The sequence below is a fragment of the Streptomyces sp. HUAS TT11 genome (assembly GCF_051553595.1).
In the GTDB taxonomy this organism is placed as follows: domain Bacteria; phylum Actinomycetota; class Actinomycetes; order Streptomycetales; family Streptomycetaceae; genus Streptomyces.
Genome location: NZ_CP196184.1, coordinates 5,429,225 through 5,448,973 on the forward strand (window position 1 = coordinate 5,429,225; position 19,749 = coordinate 5,448,973).

The 19,749-nt window shown below is 72.9% G+C and carries 19 protein-coding genes; 12 read left to right on the top strand and 7 right to left on the bottom strand.

All coding sequences use genetic code 11. From position 1 onward, the window contains the following. Positions 1 to 121: 121 nt before the first annotated feature. The 3 genes from ACSHXN_RS24330 (at position 122) to ACSHXN_RS24340 (ending at position 3,173) form a co-directional block, all read left to right on the top strand. The gene (locus ACSHXN_RS24330; RefSeq protein WP_355137796.1) at positions 122 to 1,630 is read left to right on the top strand and encodes an aromatic amino acid ammonia-lyase; all 1,509 of its coding nucleotides are present in this window, start codon (positions 122 to 124) and stop codon (positions 1,628 to 1,630) included. Further along, positions 1,627 to 2,469: a MurR/RpiR family transcriptional regulator gene (locus tag ACSHXN_RS24335; RefSeq protein WP_355137794.1), complete on the top strand. Its 843-nt coding sequence runs from the start codon at positions 1,627 to 1,629 to the stop codon at positions 2,467 to 2,469. The genes ACSHXN_RS24330 and ACSHXN_RS24335 overlap by 4 nt, the downstream gene beginning before the upstream one ends. A 119-nt stretch (positions 2,470 to 2,588) precedes the next feature. Beyond that, positions 2,589 to 3,173, top strand: coding sequence for a hypothetical protein (locus tag ACSHXN_RS24340; protein WP_355137792.1), 585 nt, complete (start codon positions 2,589 to 2,591; stop codon positions 3,171 to 3,173). Between the two features lie 26 nt (positions 3,174 to 3,199). Here the strand turns inward: ACSHXN_RS24340 and ACSHXN_RS24345 are convergent, their stop codons facing one another. From ACSHXN_RS24345 to ACSHXN_RS24365, 5 genes are all read right to left on the bottom strand, one after another. Beyond that, a complete protein-coding gene (locus ACSHXN_RS24345; protein ID WP_355137791.1) occupies positions 3,200 to 3,574 on the bottom strand; it encodes a hypothetical protein in 375 nt (124 codons plus the stop codon). Positions 3,575 to 3,590: 16 nt separating this feature from the next. Then, positions 3,591 to 4,106 (bottom strand): roadblock/LC7 domain-containing protein, encoded by a 516-nt coding sequence (locus tag ACSHXN_RS24350; protein WP_355137790.1) that lies wholly within the window; start codon positions 4,104 to 4,106, stop codon positions 3,591 to 3,593. A 40-nt stretch (positions 4,107 to 4,146) separates the two neighbouring features. Beyond that, on the bottom strand, positions 4,147 to 4,950 hold the full coding sequence (locus tag ACSHXN_RS24355; RefSeq protein WP_355137850.1) for a transcriptional regulator: 804 nt from the start codon (positions 4,948 to 4,950) through the stop codon (positions 4,147 to 4,149). 17 nt (positions 4,951 to 4,967) lie between these two features. Then, positions 4,968 to 5,366 (bottom strand): hypothetical protein, encoded by a 399-nt coding sequence (locus ACSHXN_RS24360; RefSeq protein ID WP_355137789.1) that lies wholly within the window; start codon positions 5,364 to 5,366, stop codon positions 4,968 to 4,970. Positions 5,367 to 5,590: 224 nt separating this feature from the next. After that, a complete protein-coding gene (locus ACSHXN_RS24365) occupies positions 5,591 to 6,970 on the bottom strand; it encodes a diaminopimelate decarboxylase (RefSeq protein ID WP_383351683.1) in 1,380 nt (459 codons plus the stop codon). A 190-nt stretch (positions 6,971 to 7,160) separates the two neighbouring features. On the opposite strand from ACSHXN_RS24365, the gene hutU reads away from it, so the two are divergent. Genes hutU through hutI form a run of 4 tightly spaced genes read left to right on the top strand, consistent with a single transcriptional unit; the run spans position 7,161 to position 12,587 of the window. Beyond that, positions 7,161 to 8,825 carry a urocanate hydratase gene (hutU, locus tag ACSHXN_RS24370; RefSeq protein WP_355137785.1) on the top strand — a complete coding sequence of 555 codons (1,665 nt, stop codon included), beginning with the start codon at positions 7,161 to 7,163 and terminating at the stop codon, positions 8,823 to 8,825. Continuing rightward, positions 8,822 to 10,045 carry an allantoate amidohydrolase gene (locus ACSHXN_RS24375; RefSeq protein ID WP_438303692.1) on the top strand — a complete coding sequence of 408 codons (1,224 nt, stop codon included), beginning with the start codon at positions 8,822 to 8,824 and terminating at the stop codon, positions 10,043 to 10,045. The genes hutU and ACSHXN_RS24375 overlap by 4 nt, the downstream gene beginning before the upstream one ends. Then, the gene (locus tag ACSHXN_RS24380; RefSeq protein WP_355800291.1) at positions 10,042 to 11,376 is read left to right on the top strand and encodes a formimidoylglutamate deiminase; all 1,335 of its coding nucleotides are present in this window, start codon (positions 10,042 to 10,044) and stop codon (positions 11,374 to 11,376) included. Before ACSHXN_RS24375 ends, ACSHXN_RS24380 begins: the two co-directional genes overlap by 4 nt. Positions 11,377 to 11,411: 35 nt before the next feature. Then, positions 11,412 to 12,587, top strand: coding sequence for an imidazolonepropionase (gene hutI / locus ACSHXN_RS24385; protein ID WP_355137779.1), 1,176 nt, complete (start codon positions 11,412 to 11,414; stop codon positions 12,585 to 12,587). Between the two features lie 30 nt (positions 12,588 to 12,617). Here hutI and ACSHXN_RS24390 read toward each other — a convergent pair whose 3' ends face one another. Beyond that, positions 12,618 to 14,180: an RICIN domain-containing protein gene (locus ACSHXN_RS24390; RefSeq protein ID WP_355137777.1), complete on the bottom strand. Its 1,563-nt coding sequence runs from the start codon at positions 14,178 to 14,180 to the stop codon at positions 12,618 to 12,620. A 220-nt stretch (positions 14,181 to 14,400) separates the two neighbouring features. After that, positions 14,401 to 15,336 carry an RNA polymerase sigma factor SigF gene (locus ACSHXN_RS24395; RefSeq protein WP_438303695.1) on the bottom strand — a complete coding sequence of 312 codons (936 nt, stop codon included), beginning with the start codon at positions 15,334 to 15,336 and terminating at the stop codon, positions 14,401 to 14,403. A gap of 237 nt (positions 15,337 to 15,573) precedes the next feature. On the opposite strand from ACSHXN_RS24395, the gene ACSHXN_RS24400 reads away from it, so the two are divergent. The 5 genes from ACSHXN_RS24400 (at position 15,574) to ACSHXN_RS24420 (ending at position 19,719) form a co-directional block, all read left to right on the top strand. Beyond that, entirely contained in the window at positions 15,574 to 15,942 is a 369-nt protein-coding gene (locus tag ACSHXN_RS24400; protein WP_059130766.1) for an STAS domain-containing protein, read from the top strand. Between the two features lie 252 nt (positions 15,943 to 16,194). Next, positions 16,195 to 16,737, top strand: a complete 543-nt coding sequence (locus ACSHXN_RS24405; RefSeq protein WP_355137773.1) for an ATP-binding protein — start codon at positions 16,195 to 16,197, stop codon at positions 16,735 to 16,737. A gap of 189 nt (positions 16,738 to 16,926) precedes the next feature. Then, positions 16,927 to 17,610: an LPXTG cell wall anchor domain-containing protein gene (locus ACSHXN_RS24410; protein ID WP_355137771.1), complete on the top strand. Its 684-nt coding sequence runs from the start codon at positions 16,927 to 16,929 to the stop codon at positions 17,608 to 17,610. Between the two features lie 442 nt (positions 17,611 to 18,052). Continuing rightward, positions 18,053 to 18,646, top strand: a complete 594-nt coding sequence (locus ACSHXN_RS24415) for a hypothetical protein (protein ID WP_438303696.1) — start codon at positions 18,053 to 18,055, stop codon at positions 18,644 to 18,646. Next, complete coding sequence (locus tag ACSHXN_RS24420; RefSeq protein WP_438303697.1) at positions 18,643 to 19,719, top strand: hypothetical protein; 1,077 nt, start codon at positions 18,643 to 18,645, stop codon at positions 19,717 to 19,719. Before ACSHXN_RS24415 ends, ACSHXN_RS24420 begins: the two co-directional genes overlap by 4 nt. The last annotated feature ends 30 nt before the right edge of the window (positions 19,720 to 19,749 follow it).

Below are 19,749 nucleotides of genomic sequence, written 5' to 3' on the forward strand. Positions count from 1 at the left end.
TATAACGTCATGCAGAGTTCTTGGTGTGTGAATAGGTTGTCAACGCTTCGGCGCCAATCCGAGGTAACAGATGACCGCAGAGCAAGATGGGATGTCCGGGTTGAGGGGAGTTTGAGGTTTGATGTCGTCTCGGATCGTGGACAAGCCGAGTCCCGGGTATTCCGACCTCGTGATCCTCGACGGCGTCGGACTCGGCGTGGAGGACGTGGTGCGCCTCGCCGAGGGCGCCGCACGGCCGGTCCCCGGCACGGAGGCCATGAAGCGGGTGGAGGAGTCCTGGGACGCCGCCCGGCAGATCGCGGCGACCGGGCGCGTGTACGGCCGCTCCACCGGCGTGGGCGCGAACCGCACCGAGGACGTGCCGACGGAGGCCGCCGCCGGGCACGGGCTGCGCCTGCTGCGCAGCCATGCCGGGGCGATCGGCGAGGAGCTGCCCGCGCGTCAGGTCCGCGCGATGCTGGCGGTCCGGGCCAATCAGCTGCTCGCGGGCGGCGCGGGCCTGCGCCCCAGCGTGGTCACGGCGCTGTGCGAGGCGCTGGAGAGCGAGGCGTACCCGGTCGTCAACGAGTTCGGGTCGGTGGGGACCGGCGACATCGCGGCCCTGGCGCAGGCGGGACTCGCGCTCGCCGGCGAGCACCCCTGGAAGGGCGCGGGGGCACCGCAGCCCCAGCCCCTCGACAACAACGACGCGCTCGCCTTCATCAGCAGCAACGCCCTCACCCTCGGCCAGGCCGCCCTGGCGCTGCACGAGTTGCGGGACCTGGTCGGTGCCACCCAGGTGGTCGCCGCGCTCTCGCTGCTCGCGGTGGACGGCTCGCACGAGGCGTACGCGGCCCCCGTGCACGCCGCCCGGCCGCATCGCGGATCCGTCGAGGTCGCCCGCCGGATGCGGCGGCTGATCGGCGCGGCCGACCGCCCGACACCACCGCTCGGCCGCATCCAGGACCCGTACGGCTTCCGCTGCCTGCCGCAGATCCACGGTCCTGCACACGATGCGGCGGACGCGCTGGAGGAGGTTCTCGCGATCGAGATCAACGCGGCCGCCGAGAACCCGCTGATCTCGCCCGAGGACATGGCCGCCTACCACCACGGCGGCTTCTACCAGGCCCAGCTCGCCCTCGCCCTGGACCACTTCCGGCTGGCCGTGACGCAGGTGGCGCGGCTGTCCACCTCCCGCCTGTCGACACTGAACGAACCCGCCTACACCCGGCTGCGCCCCTTCCTCGCCGACAACGAGCCCGCCTCCTCCGGCGTGATGATCCTGGAGTACGCCGCGGGAGCCGCCCTCGGCGATCTGCGCGCGTTCTCCGCACCCGCGTCCCTCGGACACGCTGTACTCTCCCGAGGCGTCGAGGAGCAGGCCAGTTTCGCCTCACTCGCCGCGCGTCAAACGCTGCGCGCGTGCTCTGCGTACCGTCTGGTGGTCGGCTGTGAACTGGTTGCCGCCGTACGGGCGTTGCACCTGCGCGGTCTCAAGCCCGAGCCGGAGCTTCCGGTGGGCCGGGCGCTGGAGCTCGCCGAGTCGGTGCTGGACGGCGACCTGGCCGACCGGCCGCTCACGGACGACGTGACGGCGGCGGCCCGACTGCTCGACCGGTTCACCGACATCTGGAGGGGGAGCACGTCATGAGCGTGACCGACAGCCCTGCCGCGCGCCTGCAGGCGCTCTTCGAGGGGCACCGGCTCACACCGACCCAGCGACGCATCGCCCACAGCATGGTGCGGCGTGCCGCGGACGTGCCGTTCCTGTCGAGCGTGGAGCTGGCCGAACTCGCCGGAGTCAGCCAGCCGTCCGTCACCCGTTTCGCGGTGGCCCTGGGATTCGACGGCTATCCGGCGCTGCGCAAGCACCTGCGCGAGGTCGCCCCCGCGGAGCCGGCACCGGACGCGGGGGCCTACAACGAGTACCAGCAGGCCGTCGAGGCGGAGATCGAGAACCTCAGGCACCTGGCGGAGATACTGGCCGACCCGCGGCCCGTGGAGAGGGCCGGACGGATCCTGGCGGCCTCGCGCCCGCTGCCGGTGCTCGGCCTGCGGGCCGCCGCCTCCCAGGCGTTCGGCTTCGCGTACTTCGCGGCGAAGGTCCACCCGGACGTCCGGCTGCTGCGCGAGGGCGGCACCATGCTCGACGACCGCATCGACGCGGCCGTACGGGCGGGCGCGAGCGCGCTGCTGTGCTTCGCGCTGCCGCGCCACCCGCGCGAGGTCGTCGACGCACTCGCGTACGCCAAGGGGGCGGGACTGACCGTCGTCACGGTCGCCGACTCGGCGTTCGCGCCGGTGGCGAAGGTCTCGGACCTGCTGCTGCCGGCCGCCGTCGGTACGGGGCTCGCCTTCGACACGGCCTGTGCGCCGATGCTGCTCGGCAGAGTCCTGCTCGAGGCGATGTGCGACGACCTGCCCGACGCCCAGGCGCGGCTGGAGGAGTTCGACGCGCAGGCGGCGGCCCGGGGGCTGTTCGTGGAGTAGCCGGGCCGGACGGCCGGCGGTTCACGCCGGTGGCTGCCGGTTTTTTCAGACTCGTCTCACTTTTGCTCGCTAGCCTGCGCGAACCGGGACACGGCACCGGAACGGACGGGAGGCAGGGCGTGGCGCGCGGAGGACAGGGATTGGCCAGGGTGGCGGTCGTCGCACGGGCCGGAGCCGCACCGCTGTGGTGGCTGGGGGTGTTCGCGGCCGGTATCGGGGTGCTGGTACCGGGACTTACGGGACGCCGGATCGGAGTGACGGCCGGGGCCGCACTGTTCGTCGTCGCGACCGCGGTCGTCGCACTCACGCGCCGAGGACGCTACGCCGCGCTTTCCCGCGCCGCCGCCCGCGCCGGCAAGTACGACGTGCTGCAGGACCGCTCGGTCACCACCCGGACCTGGCGGCGCGGGCACCGCTGGTGGCTGCTCGTCGCCGTCGCCGTCGCGCTCGGCAGCTCCTTCGCGGTGCCCGCCGCGGGCGGCATGCTGCTCGCCGGCACCGGCGCCGGCCTGCGGCTGAAGGCGGCCTGGCTGGGCCGCCGCGAACGCGCCGACGACGTGCTGCTGTGGGTGCGTGTCGACTGGCTCGGCCGCCGTGGCGGAGCGCCCGCGGGCAAGCCCGTCAAGGGCTACCGCAGCACCGGCATCGCGGCCGGCGACGCGGCCCCGGGCGGGGCGCGCCGCCGGACCGCCGAGCTCGTGTAGCACGCGGGGAGCGGGCGGGCCGAGGCTCAGACCTCCAGGTCCTCCTCGATCTTCTTCAACTGGTGGCGGGCCATCGCCATGTTGGCCCGCTTGGCGTCGAGGACCAGGTAGAGGAACAGGCCGTTGCCGCCCCGGCCGGTCAGCAGCCGGATCAGGTGGTACTGATCGCTCAGGGTGATCAGGATGTCCTCGATCTGCCCTTTGAGCCCGAGGTGCTCCATGGTGCGCAGCTTGGCCCGTACGACATCGGTGTTGCCGGCGGCGGCGACGGTGAGGTCGAAGCCCTTGCTGCCGCCCATCGTGCCCAGCGCCATGCCGCTGGTGTAGTCGACGAGGGCGGCCCCGGTCGCGCCTTCGATGGAGGCGAGGGCTTCCTTCAGCGTGGTTTCGGTGTTGGCCATGAGGTGAGGTGTCCTTTCAACTTTCCGTGGTAGAACGCGCGTCCGCGGCCGATCGAGGGCTCGCGGGGGTGCGCGCGGTGCGGGTCCGCGTGGGTGCGGACCTGGTGGTGGTCCTGGCGGGGGGCCTGGCGGGGCGGGACTGCGCCGACCCGGCCCGCAGGGCGGCCTCGTCGACCAGTTCGCCGATGCGTGTGCTCGCGCGCCGGCCCTCCAGATGCAGCCGGCCGACGTTGACCCGGTCCTGGGCCAGCAGCGTGAGCACGGCACTGCGGCCCGCCGCGTACGTGGCCACATAGCCGTGGATGCCGCGGACGAGCAGCTCGCGGAAGTCGCCCTGGCCCGTCGCGTCGGCGAGGCGCATGGCGACGCCCAGCGCGGCGGCGGTCAGCGCGGCGACACCCTCGGGTTCGACGCCGGGCGCGTCCTGGGCGAGGACCAGCCCGTCGACGCTGGCGGCGAGGGCGCCCGTCAGCTGAGGGATGCGGGATCTGAGCCGGCGGAGTTCGTCGAGGACCTCGGGCTCCGCGTCCATCAGGGGTCTCCTCTCGGCGGGGGTGTCCCGTTCGATCCGGTCAAAGGGCCTCCAGCGCATCCCTCAGCCTCTTCAGCAACGTGATGTGGGGGTCGGCGAAGGGCGCCGGCTGCGCGGTGGGCACAAGGGTTTCGGCGCGGGGCGCGGGCACGGCGGGCCGGGCCGCGACGACACCCGCGGCGGCCAGCCGTCGTACGTCGACCAGCGTGTGGAAGGCCGGACGGCCCAGCTGGCGTGAGATGTCGGTGGCCGTCCGCACTCCGTCGATCCGGTCGAGCACCGCTCCCTGGCGGGGTGTGACGGCCGGGCCCGCAGGGCGGGCGGCGCGGACGAGCGGAGCCTGGTCCGTCTCCGGATCGGGCCATATGCGGTGCAGCAGCTCCCGGCGGCGCAGCGTCTCGCGTTCCACCGCGGCCACGGGGACCGGGCGCACGGGGCCGAGCCAATGGCCCTCGCCGTACCGGAAGCGGGCGGGCGCGCTGCTCGGGCCGAGGACGAAGTACGCCGCGTCGTACAGTGCGCCCAGATGGCACAGTTCCAGTGCCCCCTGGCCGATCCGGCCGCTGTCGACCAGGAACCGGCCGACCAGCCGGTGCGCCCCCGCCTCGGCGACCGCCTCCCGCCAGCCCTCCTCGTCCAGCGCGCCGCGCGCGACGAGCAGGACGTCGAGTCCGGGCGTCGCATGGCTCTCGGCGTACACCACCTGACCCTCGAGCAGATGGAGCATGCCGCCTTCGCGCATCAGCACACCCGTGGCCCGTTCGGCCGCGAGCCGGCCGAGCATGGGGGAGACGCCGGCACTGGGGATCTCGGTCTGCCGGCGGACGGGCAGCGGGGGCGGCATGGGCATCCTGACCGTCGTCATCCCAGCACCAGCCGTCCGGCCATCTCGCCGAGCCGGATGCGGGCCAGGGCGAGGTTGCCCTCCGCGCGGGCCAGCCAGAGGTGCAGGAAGACGCTGCTGTCGAAGGTGGTCGGGACGAACCGCAGCAGGTGGTAGCTGTCCCGGTTGGCGATGATCAGGTCCTCGACCGGGCACGCCTCGCCGGACCAGCCGGCGTCGTCCTCCGGGGCGAACGCGCGGTGTTCGGCGGCGAGCCGGGCCAGTTCCGCCGCCTCTGCCGCGGTGCTCTCGTGGTCACCGCCGGGCGAGTCCCCGACCGTGCCCAGGGCGAGCCCGCTGGTCCAGTCGACCACCGCGGCACCCCGGGCACCGGGCAGTCGCATGGCTTCCAGTAGGCACTCGTCGATTCCGGGCACCGTGGCTCCCCTCCCGCCTCGGGTTCGGCTGAGTGACGAAGAGGCTACGCAACGTGTGCGCGAGGGGTGAGGGATCTGGCATTTTCCGGTGGAACATGCGGCCGCGCCGCTAGGGTGGGTCGGCTGTGCACACGTACGGGGGTGTCGGGGCTGGTGGGGCGTGCGTCCACCGGGGTGTGCCCGTGCGGCCGGTGGGGAGCGCTCGAGCCGGGGCGTACGCCTCCTCAGAGCGCCGTGAGCGCACCCGTATGCGCTCCACCCGACTCCACCACGACCTCCTCGAGGGTCTGCGGCTCCCGTACGACCGCGAACCGGATGCCACCGCCCGCGCCCGGCGCGTAGCCGTACACCCCGGGCCGGGTGAGGGAGTTGTACGCGTAGTGGTGGGCGAAGTAGTAGGCCCCGGTGTCCGGTGCCGCCGCGTGGTCGCCCTGTTCCAGCAGCGGCAACGCCTGCCCCGTGGCCAGCAGGTCGCCCGCGAAGCATGCCGGTCCGGCCACGTCCTGGACCACCGCGGGTCCCTCCTTGGGGTGCCCCTTCGCGTCGTACGCCAAGATCCGCAGCGGCCACGACGCCGGTGCGTACACCGTGCGGGTGGCCACCTGGACACCGGCGTGCGTGACCGCGACCGCCCGGCCGCCCGCGCGCTTGGCGTACTCCACCCGCGCCACCACGGTTCCGTGCTTGGCCAGCAGCGACCGTCCGAACTCGGTGACCAGCCCGTACCGCCCGTCGAACAGCCCGGGCACCGCCTCCGCCAGCAGCCGTGCGTACTGGGCGTAGGTCGGCGTCGTCACCTCGGAGGAGAAATTGACCGGAAGTCCGCCGCCGATGTCGATCGTGTCGATCTGGCGCCGCCCGATCCGCCGGTTGATCTCCTCGGCGAGCGCGTAGGTCTCGGCGACGCCCCGCGCCATCAGCGAGAGCGGGATGCCCTGTGAGCCGGAGTGCGCGTGCAGCCGGGTCAGCCAGGGCCGTTCGGTGTACGCGCGCACGAGCCATTCGCGCGCTCCCTCGTCCCGCAGCGCCACCCCGAACTTCGAGGTGGCGGTCGCCGTGGACAGCGCTTCGATCGCACCGGCCCCGAGCTGCGGATTCACCCGGATCCCGAGAGGGGAGGACGTCTGCGCCGTGCGGACCAGGCCGTCGATCCGCGCCAGCTCCTGCGGGTTGTCCGCGTTCACGGCGATGCCCAGCTCCAGCGCCTCCCGCAGCTCCGCGGGGGTCTTGGCGGGTGCGTCCAGCACGATGTGCTCGGGTGCGACGCCGGCCGCCCTGGCCAGGGCCAGCTCCCCGGCGCTCGCCACTTCCGCGCCGATACCGGCGGCTCGCAACAGGGACAGCACCGGTACCAGCGGGGTCGCCTTCACGGCGAAGGCGTGCAGCACCGAAGTCCCCGGCGCGGCCACCGCGTCGAAGGCCGCCCGCAGCGCCGCCGCCGAGTCGCGGATGCCGGTGACGTCCAGGAGGCCGACGATGGGAGCGTCCGGCCCGAGCAGCCCCTGCTCGACCGCGGCGCGCACGGCCTCGTCCCGGCGTGCCACCCGCCCGGCGTCCTCGGGGTGCTCTTCTCCGCCGGTGTGTCCCGTCCCGAAGCTCTTCATGTCCACCACCGTGTCCCCCGTCCCCGTGCCACTCTTCGTGGTCGTATCTCCAGCCAAACATCCCTGCCGCGGCCACGCTGGCGCAAGAATGTATTGACTAGCTCTATTCAGGTGGCCAGGATGTGAATAACCACTGCAACAGTCCGCGCGCGCCCCCGGCCGCGTGCGGCCGTACCCCAGGAGGCAGACCATGTCAGGACCCCGCCCCGTCCGAGCGCCGCGCGGCACGGAACTGAGCGCCCTGGGATGGCAGCAGGAGGCCGCCCTGCGGATGCTGCAGAACAACCTCGACCCCGAGGTCGCCGAACACCCCGACAAGCTCGTCGTCTACGGCGGCACCGGCAAGGCCGCGCGCGACTGGCGGTCCTTCGACGCGATGGTCCGCACGCTGAAGGGGCTCAAGCAGGACGAGACGATGCTCGTCCAGTCCGGCCGTCCCGTCGGCGTCATGCAGACCCACGAGTGGGCGCCGCGCGTGCTCCTCGCCAACTCCAACCTCGTCGGCGACTGGGCCAACTGGGAGGAGTTCCGCCGGCTGGAGGCCCTCGGCCTGACCATGTACGGGCAGATGACCGCCGGTTCGTGGATCTACATCGGCACCCAGGGCATCCTCCAGGGCACCTACGAGACGTTCGCCGCCGTGGCCGCGAAGAAGTTCGGCGGCACGCTCGCGGGCACCATCACCCTGACGGCCGGACTCGGCGGCATGGGCGGCGCCCAGCCGCTCGCCGTCACGATGAACGACGGCGTCGCGATCTGCATCGACTGCGACCCGCGGGCGATCGAGCGCCGTATCGAGCACCGGTACCTGGATGTGAAGGCCGACTCCCTGGAGCACGCTCTTCAGCTGGCCGTCGAGGCGCGTGACGCCCGGCGCCCGCTGTCCATCGGCCTGCTCGGCAACGCCGCCGACCTCCTGCCGCAGCTGCTCGCCATGAGCGCGCCCATCGACATCGTCACCGACCAGACCTCGGCCCACGACCCGCTGGCGTACCTGCCGACCGGCGTCGCCTTCGAGGACATGGCCGACGCCGCCGCCAAGGACCCGGCCGGCTTCACCACGCGCGCCCGCGAGTCGATGGCCAGGCACGTCGAGGCGATGGTCGGCTTCATGGACGCGGGTGCCGAGGTCTTCGACTACGGCAACTCGATCCGCGGTGAGGCGCAACTGGCCGGGTACGACCGTGCGTTCGCCTTCCCCGGCTTCGTCCCCGCCTACATCCGGCCGCTGTTCTGCGAGGGCAAGGGCCCCTTCCGGTGGGCGGCGCTGTCCGGCGACCCGGCCGACATCGCGAAGACCGACCGGGCGATCCTCGAGCTGTTCCCGGAGAACGAGTCCCTCGCCCGCTGGATCAAGATGGCCGGTGAGCGCGTCCACTTCCAGGGCCTGCCCGCCCGCATCTGCTGGCTCGGCTACGGCGAGCGGGACAAGGCCGGCGAGCGGTTCAACGACATGGTGGCGAGCGGTGAGCTGAGCGCGCCCGTCGTCATCGGCCGCGACCACCTCGACTGCGGTTCCGTCGCCTCCCCGTACCGCGAGACCGAGGCGATGCTGGACGGCTCGGACGCGATCGCGGACTGGCCGCTGCTCAACGCCATGGTGAACGTGGCGTCCGGTGCGTCGTGGGTGTCCATCCACCACGGCGGCGGAGTCGGCATGGGCCGCTCCATCCACGCCGGGCAGGTCACCGTGGCCGACGGCACCAAGCTGAGCGGCGAGAAGATCCGCCGGGTCCTCACCAACGACCCGGGCATGGGTGTCATCCGGCACGTGGACGCCGGATACGACATCGCGGAGTCCGTGGCCGGGGAGCGGGGCGTGCGGGTGCCGATGCGCGAAGGTGACGACGCGTGACCTTCCACAGCATGTGGGCGGAGCTGCTGCCGATCGGCCGCAGCTCCGCCTCCGGCGGTTACCGCCGCTTCGCCTGGACGGCCGCCGACAGCGAGGGCCGGGCCTGGTTCGAGGAGCAGGCCCGGGGCCGCGGGCTCGCCCTCGAGGTGGACCGGAACGGCAACCAGTGGGCCTGGCTGGGGGACCCCGCGGCGGGTGACGCCGTCGTCACGGGGTCGCACCTCGACTCCGTCCCCGACGGCGGCGCCTTCGACGGCCCGCTCGGGGTCGTGTCGTCCTTCGCGGCGTTCGACGAGCTGCGCGCGCGGGGCGTGGAGTTCCGCAGACCGGTCGCCGTCGTCAACTTCGGGGACGAGGAGGGCGCGCGGTTCGGGCTCGCCTGTGTCGGGTCGCGGCTGGCCGCCGGACAGCTGAGCCGCGAGCAGGCGCACCGGCTCACCGACGGCGACGGCGTCACGCTGGCACAGGCCATGGAGGCCGCCGGGCACGACCCCGACGCGATCGGGCCCGACCCGGAGCGCCTCGGGCGTATCGGCGCGTTCGTCGAACTGCACATCGAGCAGGGCCGGGCGCTCGACCTCAGCGGGGACCCGGTGGGCGTGGCCAGCGCCATCTGGCCGCACGGGCGCTGGCGGTTCGACTTCCGGGGCGAGGCCAACCACGCCGGGACCACGCGCCTGGTCGACCGGCGCGACCCCATGCTGCCGTACGCCGAGACCGTGCTCGCCGCCCGCCGCGAGGCCGCACTCGCCGGCGCCGTCGCCACCTTCGGCAAGATCGCCGTCGAACCCAACGGCGTCAACGCCATCCCCTCGCTCGTCCGCGGCTGGCTCGACTCCCGCGCCGCCGACCAGGAGAGCCTCGACACCGTGCTGAGCGGGATCGAGAAGGCGGCCCGCGAGCACGCGGAAGCGCACGGCGTGGACCTCGACGTCGTCCGTGAGTCCTTCACCCCCGTCGTGGAGTTCGACCACGTCCTGCGTGACGAACTCGCCCGCATCCTGGGCCGGGAGCAGGAGCGCGGGCTCACCGTGCCCGTGCTGGGCACCGGTGCCGGGCACGACGCCGGGATCCTGTCCGGGAGCGTCCCGACCGCCATGCTGTTCGTGCGCAACCCCACGGGTGTCTCGCACTCCCCGGCCGAGGACGCCGCCGAGGAGGACTGCGTCGCCGGGGTGACCGCACTCGCCGACGTACTGGAAGGGCTGGTGTGCAGGTGACACGGACGTACTGGCTGGAGCACGCCTGGCTCGACCCGGCCGTGGAGACGGGCGTCGCCCTCGATGTGTCCGACGGTCGCGTCACCGCAGTCCGTACCGGCGTCGGCGCTCCGCCACCGGGCGCCGAGATCCTGCGCGGACTCACCGTCCCGGGGCTCGCCGACGCGCACTCGCACGCCTTCCACCGCGCCCTGCGCGGAGTGGTCCAGGTGGGCTCCGGCACCTTCTGGACCTGGCGGGAGGTCATGTACTCGGTCGCCGACCGGCTGACCCCCGAGACGTACCACGCACTCGCACGCGCCGTGTACGCGGAGATGGCGCTCGCCGGTGTCACCGCGGTCGGCGAGTTCCACTACGTGCACCACGCCCCGGGCGGCACCCCCTACGCCGACCCCAACGCCATGGGCGAGGCCCTCATCGACGCCGCCGCCGAGGCCGGCATCCGCATCACCCTGCTCGACACCGCCTACCTCTCCTCCGGATTCGGGCAGCCGCCGAACCACCACCAGCTCCGCTTCTCCGACGGCACCGCGGAGCGCTGGGCCGAACGCTCCTCGGATCTGAAAGAGCGGGAGCACGCACGGATCGGGGCCGCCGTCCACTCCGTACGGGCGGTGCCCGCGGGGCAGTTGGCGACGGTGGCACGCTGGGCCGAGGAGCGGCGGGCCCCGCTGCATGTGCACCTGTCCGAGCAGACGGCGGAGAACGACGCCTGCCACCGGGCCCACGGCTGCACCCCCACGCGCCTGCTCGCCGACCACGGAGTCCTGGGCCCGCGCACCACCGGTGTGCACAACACCCATCTCACGGACGAGGACATCCGGTTGATCGGGGCGGCCTCCACGGGCACCTGCATGTGCCCGACGACGGAGCGGGACCTCGCCGACGGCATCGGCCCGGCCATGGCCCTGCAGGCGGCCGGCTCCCCCCTCTCGCTCGGCTCCGACAGCCACGCCGTCATCGACCTCCTCGAGGAGGCGCGCGCGATGGAGCTCGACGAGCGGCTGCGCACCCGCACCCGGGGTCACTGGACCGCGGCGAGCCTGCTGCGGGCGGCCTCCGCCGACGGACACGCGGCGCTCGGCTGGCAGGACGCGGGTGTCCTGGAGCCCGGGGCGCTCGCCGACTTCACGACGATCGCGCTCGATTCGGTCAGGACCGCGGGACCGCCGCCGGGGCTGGGCGCCGAGACGGCGGTGTTCGCCGCGACCGCGGCGGACGTGCGCCATACGGTCGTAGGCGGACGGCATGTCGTGCGCGACGGGGCGCACACACGTCTGCCGGATGTACCACGGGCGCTGGCGGACGCCGTCCAGGCGCTGCGCTCCTGACACCCGAAACCGGCCCGGTCACCCACGAGGAACCCATGAGCAGCACGGTCATCACCAACATCGCCAGCCTGGTCACCAACGACCCCTCCCGCGAGGGCGCGGACTCCCCCCTCGGGCTGATCCAGGACGCGGCCGTCGTCATCGACGGCGACCGCATCGCCTGGACCGGTGAGTCGAGCAACGCACCCGCCGCCGACCACCGGGTCGACGTCGGCGGCCGGGCGGTGATCCCGGGCTTCGTCGACTCCCACTCGCACCTGGTCTTCGCGGGCGACCGCACGCAGGAGTTCAACGCCCGCATGTCGGGCCGCAGCTACTCGGCGGGCGGCATCCGCACCACCGTGGCCGCGACGCGGGCGGCGACGGACGAGGAGCTGGAGGCCAATCTCGTCCGCTACCTCTCCGAGGCGCTCCGTCAGGGCACCACCACCTTCGAGACCAAGTCCGGCTACGGACTGACGGTCGAGGACGAGGCGCGTGCCCTGCGCATCGCGTCCGCGCACACGGACGAGGTCACCTATCTCGGTGCCCACATCGTCTCCCCGGACTACGCCGACGACCCTGCCGGATACGTGGCCCTGGTCACCGGTGAGATGCTCGAGGCGTGCGCGCCGCACGCCCGGTGGATCGACGTCTTCTGCGAGAAGGGCGCCTTCGACGGGGACCAGGCCCGCGCGGTCCTGACCGCGGGGAAGCGCAAGGGACTGCATCCCCGTGTCCACGCCAACCAGTTGTCGTACGGCCCGGGCGTCCAGCTCGCCGTGGAACTCGACGCCGCCAGCGCCGACCACTGCACGCATCTGACGGACGCCGACGTGGACGCGCTCGCCCAGGGCCGCACGGTCGCCACGCTCCTGCCCGGCGCCGAGTTCTCGACCCGCGCCGAGTGGCCGAACGCCCGCCGCCTCCTCGACGCGGGCGCAACGGTGGCCCTGTCGACGGACTGCAACCCGGGCTCGTCCTTCACGTCGTCGGTGCCGTTCTGCATCGCTCTGGCGGTCCGGGACATGGGCATGACCCCGGACGAGGCGGTCTGGTCGGCCACCGCGGGCGGTGCCCGGGCCCTGCGCCGCACGGACGTCGGCCGGCTGGCCCCGGGCGCGTACGCGGACCTCGCGGTGCTCGACGCCCCGAGCCATGTCCATCTGGCCTACCGCCCGGGCGTGCCCCTCGTCGGCGAAGTGTGGCGGCGCGGCAGCCGCGTGGTCTGACCGGGCGCGCGGGCCGGCGGCCTCAGCCGGTCAGGAGGCCCCGGCCCGCCACCGCTGATCCGCGCCGCCGGTCAGCGGACGCAGCGACAGACCGCCGTCCTCGGCCGCGGTGAGCGCGGTCCCGACGGCGATCTCCGGGCGGACGACTCCGTCGTCGTCGACGGTGAAGCGGAGGTTCTGGCCGTTGCGGCCGTAGACGGAGTCGCAGTGCCAGATGCCCACGCCGTTGTCCACGGAGCCGCGGCTGTCCAGGCAGAAGTCGGGATCCGCCGACGACTGCAGCACACTGCGTCCGGAGTCGAAGCGCCACCGCTGGCTCGGTGCGGACGTGCAGGAGACGACGGCCACGTCCGTGCCGTTGCCGAAGTCGCCGGCGACCTCCAGGCACCGGCCCGAGGCGACGTTCACGACCTGTGCGAAGGAGCCGTCGGGCGCGTGCGCCGTGGGACCGGGCTTCGGCGTCGGCTTCGGTGGCCTGGAACTCCTCGTCGGCGACGGGTGCTTGGAGGTGGCCGAGGGCGAGGGTGACGGCGTCGGCGAGGCCGGGGGGTGCACCGACACCGTCGCGGTGACGGTCACCGCGGGTGGCTCGGGCCGGGTGCCGACGGAGGCGCCCGCCGTGTGCCGGCCCGGCGAGTCCTCCGGGGACAGCAGGAAGACCAGCAGCGGTGCCAGGGCCAGGCCGAGGGCCGCCGAGGCCAGGGCGAGCCGGCGTCCCGGCGGCCAGGTCGCCCTGGCCGCCCGCGGGTGGGTGAGCGGCTCGCTCATACCGTGCTCGGCGTAGGCGGTGCCGCCCCATGGCAGCAGTCCCTCGGCCAGCGCGGTGCGCGGGGCGTCCCGCAGCGCGGTGAGTTCCTCGTAGGCGGCCGTGCAGTGCGCGCACCGGACCATATGGGCGTGCAGGTCGCCGCTGAACCGGGGGTTGTCGGGCCGTACCGACTCCTCGATCAGGCGCCGGAAGTCCCCGCAACGCGGATCGTCCGAGGCGGCGAGACGGGATCTCAGGCAGGCCTGGCCCATGGCGTGGAGCGCCTGTTCGGTGCCGTACCGCACGTCCTCGGGTCCGAGCCCGAGGAATCCCGCCGTCCTGTCCGCGGGCTCCCGCTCCACGACGCAGTACCAGATCAGGCCCTGGGTGCGGGATGCCAGGGACTGGAACGCGGGGAGCACGGGAGGGACGGGACCGCCGGGGCCGGCCGTGTTCATCACCAGGAGCAGACCGGGGTCGAGGCCGGCGGCCCGCTCGTCCGTGGCCCACGACAGGGCCAACCGGACGGTCAGCAGCAGGAGTCGGTGCCGCCAGGGGACGCCCGGGTCGATACCGCGCGCCGTCTCGCGGGCCGCGAGGGTGAAGGCCTGCCCGGCCAGTTGCCGCGCGGCCGGTTCGCTCGTGGTGCACAGCCGCGCGTAGGCGAGGACCGAGCGCCGGTGGCGGGAGCGCAGTTCCTGCAGCGCCCGGTACGAGGTGGCGGTGTCGGCGCGCAGCAACCCGGTGAGCCGTGCGTCGGACGGGCCGACGGCCACGGCGCCCGCGGTGTCCGCATCGGACGTCCCGGCCCCGGCCCTGTTGTCCGTCCCGTCGGCCCGAGTCATCCGCCCGCCTCCTCGCACCCCGGCGACGCCGCTCGCCGCGCTCCTGACCTACCGACCAGTTTGGGGGTGACCATAGTGGTGGACCGAGGCTTGCGGGGAAAGAGGTTTCCCCGGGTAACAGGGGGCCTGCCGGCGGGTTGCGGCGGGGACGTCCGGGCGCGGACAGCAGTCCGTCCGGTGCCCTTGCGGGCACCGGACGGAAGCAGTCACGTGGAGGCCGTCACTCCTCGACGGTGAGCCCCTTGCGCAGACGCACCAGTGTCCGGGACAGCAACCGCGACACGTGCATCTGGGAGATGCCCAGTTCGTCGCCGATCTCCGACTGGGTCATGTTGGCGTAGAAGCGCAGCGAGAGGATCTTCCGGTCGCGCGACGGCAGTTCGGCGATCAGCGGCTTCAACGACTCGACGTACTCGATGCCTTCGAGTCCGTGGTCCTCGTAGCCGATGCGGTCCGCGAGCGTGCCCTCGGAGTCGTTCTCCTCGGGCTGCGCGTCGAGCGAGCTCGCCGTGTAGGCGTTCGACGCCGCCATGCCCTCGACGACCTCGTCGCTGGTGATGCCGAGGCGTTCCGCCAGCTCGGCGACCGTCGGGGCGCGGTCCAGCTTCTGGGCGAGGTCGTCGCCGGCCTTCGCGAGGTCGAGGCGGAGCTCCTGCAGCCGGCGCGGCACCCGCACGGACCACGACGTGTCGCGGAAGAAGCGCTTGATCTCGCCGATGATCGTCGGCATCGCGAAGGTGGGGAACTCCACGCCGCGGCTGAGCTCGAAGCGGTCGATGGCCTTGATCAGGCCGATCGTGCCGACCTGGATGATGTCCTCCATCGGCTCGCTGCGCGAGCGGAAGCGCGACGCGGCGAATTTCACCAGGGCGAGGTTCAGCTCGACGAGCGTGTTGCGCACGTACGCGTACTCGTGCGTGCCTTCCTCGAGCGACTCCAGCCGCTGGAAGAGCGTCTTGGACAGGGCTCGCGCGTCCATCGCTCCCACCTCGTCGTACGGGGGGATCTCCGGAAGGCCCTCGAGGCCTTCGGACTCGGTGAGACCGTTCTGCCGGGCGAGGTCGTCGGTGTGGTCGTGCGGTTGTGCCAGGGGGAGTGCCGACGTCGCCCTCTGGGCCTGCGATGCGTCGAGCCGGGGTGACATGATGTCCTCCATCGTTCTCGGCATATGGCTGCCGATGCCAATACGTGCACTACGGTGTGCGGCGCCTCCGAAGCCGGCCGTGTCGAATGGCTGTACCTCTAGCCCTACCCGCTTTTGTCACCCCACCGCAAGTGCATTCTGTTGGTAAATGTCCGAATTAGTGGGGTTGTTCGGGTGTCAAGGGGCGTGAGGAAGGCGTAATGTTCGAGGGCGTCCATCAACAGCCACGACGGTCGGGAGAGAGACGGCATGGACCGCGGGACGGTCGGCAGCGCACAGTCGGGCCGGCTTCTGGTCGAGGTGCGGCAGGAGGGCACGAGCGCTGTCGTGACCCCGGCGGGTGAGTTGGATCACCACACCGCCGACCTGTTGCGTGAACCACTCGAGGACTGCCTGGGCAAGGGGTTCTCGCGCCTGGTCGTGGACTGCTCACGGCTGGAGTTCTGTGACTCCACCGGGCTGAACGTGCTGCTCGGCGCTCGGCTGAAGGCCGAGGCCGCGGGCGGAGGGGTTCATCTGGTGGGGATGCAGCCCGTGGTGGCGCGGGTCTTCGCGATCACCGGGGCGGATGCCGTCTTCACCGTTCACGACACGCTGGACACGGCCTTGGCCGACTGATGCGGCCGGGGGGTCATCGGATGTCACTGTGTGACCAGCGCGTTACGCGCGTCACAGGTTCCGGGCTGAATCCATGGGTGTTCCGGCCGCACGGTCGGGCAGGAGACATGCTGAATATGTCGGCAGCCGGGACGAAAGCCGCAGGAAGCGTCCCTCTACGCGAACGGCACAAGAAGCAACTGACGGTCATGCCGTCCGTCCACGTACTGAGTCTTGAATCGTGAACCGGCGAATCGGTGAGGTGAAGCGCTGATGAGCACCACCCGGCCCTACTCGCCGGGCGACCGCGGCCCCGAGCCCAGCGGCGCTTCCGGAACGCCCGTGGAGGGTCCGTCCGGCGGGGGTGCGTCCTCGGCCCCGCGCGAGCAGGGCACCTCGCCGCCCGGTCGGCGGGTGCGCAGGCTGAGCCTCGCGGGCGAGAGCGGTGTCGTCCCGCTCGCGCGCGACTTCACCCGCCAGGCGCTGTACGCGTGGGGCTGGCTGCCGGCCGCCGGCGCCGACCAGCGGGCCGCCGCCGAGGACGTGCTGCTCGTCGTCTCCGAGCTCGTCACCAACGCGTGTCTGCACGCCGAGGGGCCGGAGGAGCTGTGGATCGCGTGCGACAACAAGGTGCTGCGGATCGAGGTCTCCGACCGGGGAGCCGGGCAGCCCGCACCCCGCACCCCGCACCGCGCCGGACGCCCCGGCGGCCACGGGATGTTCATCGTGCAGCGTCTCTGCCTCGACTGGGGGGTCGCGCGCACGCCGGGGGTCGCCGGCAAGCGGGTGTGGGCGGAACTCGGCGCTCCTGCCTAGCGTCCGTCCGTACCCGTCTTCCGCTCACCCTCGGTGACCACGTCTCGAACCCTTCCTCGTACGACGCCGCACACATCACTTCCCGCGCGCCGGATCGCCACAGATCCGGTGTGCGCCGTGTCTTCCCTCCGTAAGGGCCCGGGCGTACCTTGACGGCCGATCTGATGTGCCGTCAGGAACGAGGGGACCGTGTCGTACCACAAACGAAGCGCTGCGCTCGCGTCCGTCGCCGCCCTGGCCGGCTCGGCGGTGCTGATGGCCGCTCCGGCGGCCCGGGCCGAGGTCGTCGACGTCAACTACCAGTGCAAGACGCCGATCGGCGACAAGAGCGCGGTGTCGCCCATCGACATCAAGGGCGCCAGGAGCGGCAGCACCTACAAGATCACCATGTCCTGGCAGAAGGGCGTCTCCTCCAGCCCGGTCGAGCTGGGCAAGGGCGCGATGAACCCGAGCGCCACCATCAAGCTGGGCGGCGCCGAGAGCGGGACGCTGACGGTGACGGGACCGGCCAACCAGGCGGCGATCCCCGCCAACACCCCCATCAAGATCAATGACTTGACAGGTACGTACACGCCGAGGAAGACCGGCAAGGTCACCTTCACCGCGGGCGTGCTGACCATCAAAGCGCTCGGTACGACGACCACGTGCACACCCGCCGGCAACCCGGGCCCCTCGCTCACCCTCGACGTCACCGCCGCGGGCGGCGGCTCGGCCGGCGCCGCCCGGAGCGGTACCGGCACGGACGGGCAGCTGCCGCAGACCGGTCCCGAGGACTCCGCGATCGCCCTGGGCACCCTCGGCGGCACGGTCCTGCTGACGGGAGCGGCCGGAGTGCTCTGGCTGTCGCGCCGCAACCAGACGGTACGCCGCTGAGGCGTATCCGGGATCCGTACGAGCCGCCGGACCGTCACCCGACCACACCGCCCCGCACCGAGGCGCCACACGCCTCCTTTCCGCCGGGAGCCGCCCATGCCGTCCGTCCGCCTCGCGCTCTGCCTCTCCGTCGCCGCCTTGGGCCTGCTGGGCGCCGCACCCGCCGCGCCGGCCGAGGACGGCTGGTCCGTCGCGCCCGCGACGGACGGCGTGGGCGGGCGGCCGTACCTCTACGCGGAGGGCGAGCCCGGCACGGTTCTGCAGGACGCGGTGTCGGTGGTAAATCCGGGCAGCGGATCGCTGACCGTCCGGTTGAGCGGCGCCGACGACACCGCGGACGGCGGCTCCTCCGCCCGTTCGCGACCGGCGGGCAGCGGCGCGGATCGGATTCGCCCGCACGACGGGCGGGCGGAGGGCCGCGGCGCACACGGTCTCCGTCACGGTGCCCGGCCGCACCCGCGCCGTTGTTCCGTTCAGTGTGACGGTCCCCTCGGGAGCCGCACTCGGCGACCACCCCGCCGTGATCGTGGCGCGCGCGGGCACCCGTTCGTCGGCCGTGCGCGTCCGGGTCCGGGTCACGGGGCCCGCGTTGTCCGCGCTGACGGTGGAGCACGTGCGGGTGCGTGCCGGACGGGTCACCTACGAGCTGGTCAACCGCGGCACCACGGTGCTGGCCCCGCGGCTCGCGGTGCGCGCCGACGGAGTGCTGGGACGGGTCCTGGACCGTGCCCCGCGCACCCTGCCCCTGGAACTGCCGCCGGGCCGCAGGGTCCGGCTCACCGAGCCGTGGCCGCACCAGCCGGCGCTCGACGCGGTGGACGTGACCCTCACCGTCACCGCGGCGGGCGGGGCACACGGTTCGGCGTCGGCGCCGGCACGGTTCGTGCCCTGGGGGACGGTCGCCGCGTCCACCGCCGGGCTGCTCGCAGCGGTGGGCGCCGGTGCGGTCGTACGGAGACACCGGCACCGCCCGCCGGACCGGGACGCGGACGAACAGGCCTACCCGGAGGTCGAGTTGACGGGAGCGGGAACGTGAAGGGGCGCATCTCGGTGCTGGTGGCGGTCCTCGTGCTCGCCCTTGCCTCCGTGGCGATACCGGCCCGGGGCGCGAGCGGGCCGTCCGTCACGCTGTCCGCGTCCCAGGCGGGGACGGGCGGTTCGATCACCGTGACCGGCAGCGGATGGCGCCCGGGGACCCTGCTCATGATCCTGATCTGCGGTCGGTCAGTGCCGTCCAGGGGCGTGATCGGCGGCACCAACTCCTGCGCCAACGCCGACGGACGGGCCGTCACGACCGATCCGCACGGGTCCTTCCGCAGGAAGCTCCCGGTGTCCGAGCCGCCCGTGCCGTGCCCCTGCGTGGTGCATGTGGCGACCGTCACCGGGGCCGCGGCGGACGCCGACGCGATCCTCCAGGTCGCCGGGCACGCCGTGCGGCCACTGCCCGCCGAGTCCGCCGCCGGGCGGCTGTCGGTGCTGACGGACACCCGCCTCGAGGGGTCCTCCGGGCTGTTGACGTGGTTCGGGGCGCCGCCGTCCCGCACCTTGGTGTTCACCGTCGGCAACGTCGGCTCCTCGCCGGTCGAGAATCCCGTCTTCCGGGTCGGTACCGCGCACGGCGTCTTCGCCCCGCAGTGGGACGAGCAGCAGTGGCACGGAACCGTCGCGCCCGGCAGGAAGGCGCGGATCGAGCTCCCGGTGGAGCTCTCCGCCGGTGCCCACGGCGACTACACGGTCTCGCTCGGGTACGGCGGCAGGACGCTGGCCGAACAGCCGTGGGGCGTCGGCCGGCCCTGGGGCGTGACCGTCTTCTGGATCCTGCTCTGCCTGGTCGTACCGGCCGCCGTGTTCCGGCTCGGCATGGCCGTCGTGGACCGGGTGCGGCCGGGTGTCCCGCCCGGGCGGGCGCTGCACCGCCGGAGCCTGCGACTGATCGGACCCGCCCTGCGCGTACCGAGGCAGGGGGCCCCGTCGTCCTCCGCCGCGCCTTCCTTCGCTTCGACCCTGCCGTGGTTCACCTCGGACGCCGATCCGGGGACCGCGGTGCACGGTCGGCTCTCCGCACCGCACGAGAACGGTCCGACGACCCCGAGGAAGGGAAACACGTGAGCACGCAACGGAGAGTCCTCGCGGCAGGGG

What these genes read in the sequence shown, in the direction of transcription:
- ACSHXN_RS24405 (WP_355137773.1), top strand. Translation starts at nt 16,195, where the DNA reads ATGAGCACCACCCGGCCCTACTCGCCGGGCGACCGCGGCCCCGAGCCC.
- ACSHXN_RS24350 (WP_355137790.1), bottom strand. Translation starts at nt 4,106, where the DNA reads ATGGACGCGGAGCCCGAGGTCCTCGACGAACTCCGCCGGCTCAGATCC.
- ACSHXN_RS24365 (WP_383351683.1), bottom strand. Translation starts at nt 6,970, where the DNA reads ATGAAGAGCTTCGGGACGGGACACACCGGCGGAGAAGAGCACCCCGAG.
- ACSHXN_RS24395 (WP_438303695.1), bottom strand. Translation starts at nt 15,336, where the DNA reads ATGGAGGACATCATGTCACCCCGGCTCGACGCATCGCAGGCCCAGAGG.
- hutU (WP_355137785.1), top strand. Translation starts at nt 7,161, where the DNA reads ATGTCAGGACCCCGCCCCGTCCGAGCGCCGCGCGGCACGGAACTGAGC.
- ACSHXN_RS24390 (WP_355137777.1), bottom strand. Translation starts at nt 14,180, where the DNA reads ATGACTCGGGCCGACGGGACGGACAACAGGGCCGGGGCCGGGACGTCC.
- ACSHXN_RS24345 (WP_355137791.1), bottom strand. Translation starts at nt 3,574, where the DNA reads ATGGCCAACACCGAAACCACGCTGAAGGAAGCCCTCGCCTCCATCGAA.
- ACSHXN_RS24330 (WP_355137796.1), top strand. Translation starts at nt 122, where the DNA reads ATGTCGTCTCGGATCGTGGACAAGCCGAGTCCCGGGTATTCCGACCTC.
- ACSHXN_RS24335 (WP_355137794.1), top strand. Translation starts at nt 1,627, where the DNA reads ATGAGCGTGACCGACAGCCCTGCCGCGCGCCTGCAGGCGCTCTTCGAG.
- ACSHXN_RS24355 (WP_355137850.1), bottom strand. Translation starts at nt 4,950, where the DNA reads ATGCCGCCCCCGCTGCCCGTCCGCCGGCAGACCGAGATCCCCAGTGCC.
- hutI (WP_355137779.1), top strand. Translation starts at nt 11,412, where the DNA reads ATGAGCAGCACGGTCATCACCAACATCGCCAGCCTGGTCACCAACGAC.
- ACSHXN_RS24400 (WP_059130766.1), top strand. Translation starts at nt 15,574, where the DNA reads ATGGACCGCGGGACGGTCGGCAGCGCACAGTCGGGCCGGCTTCTGGTC.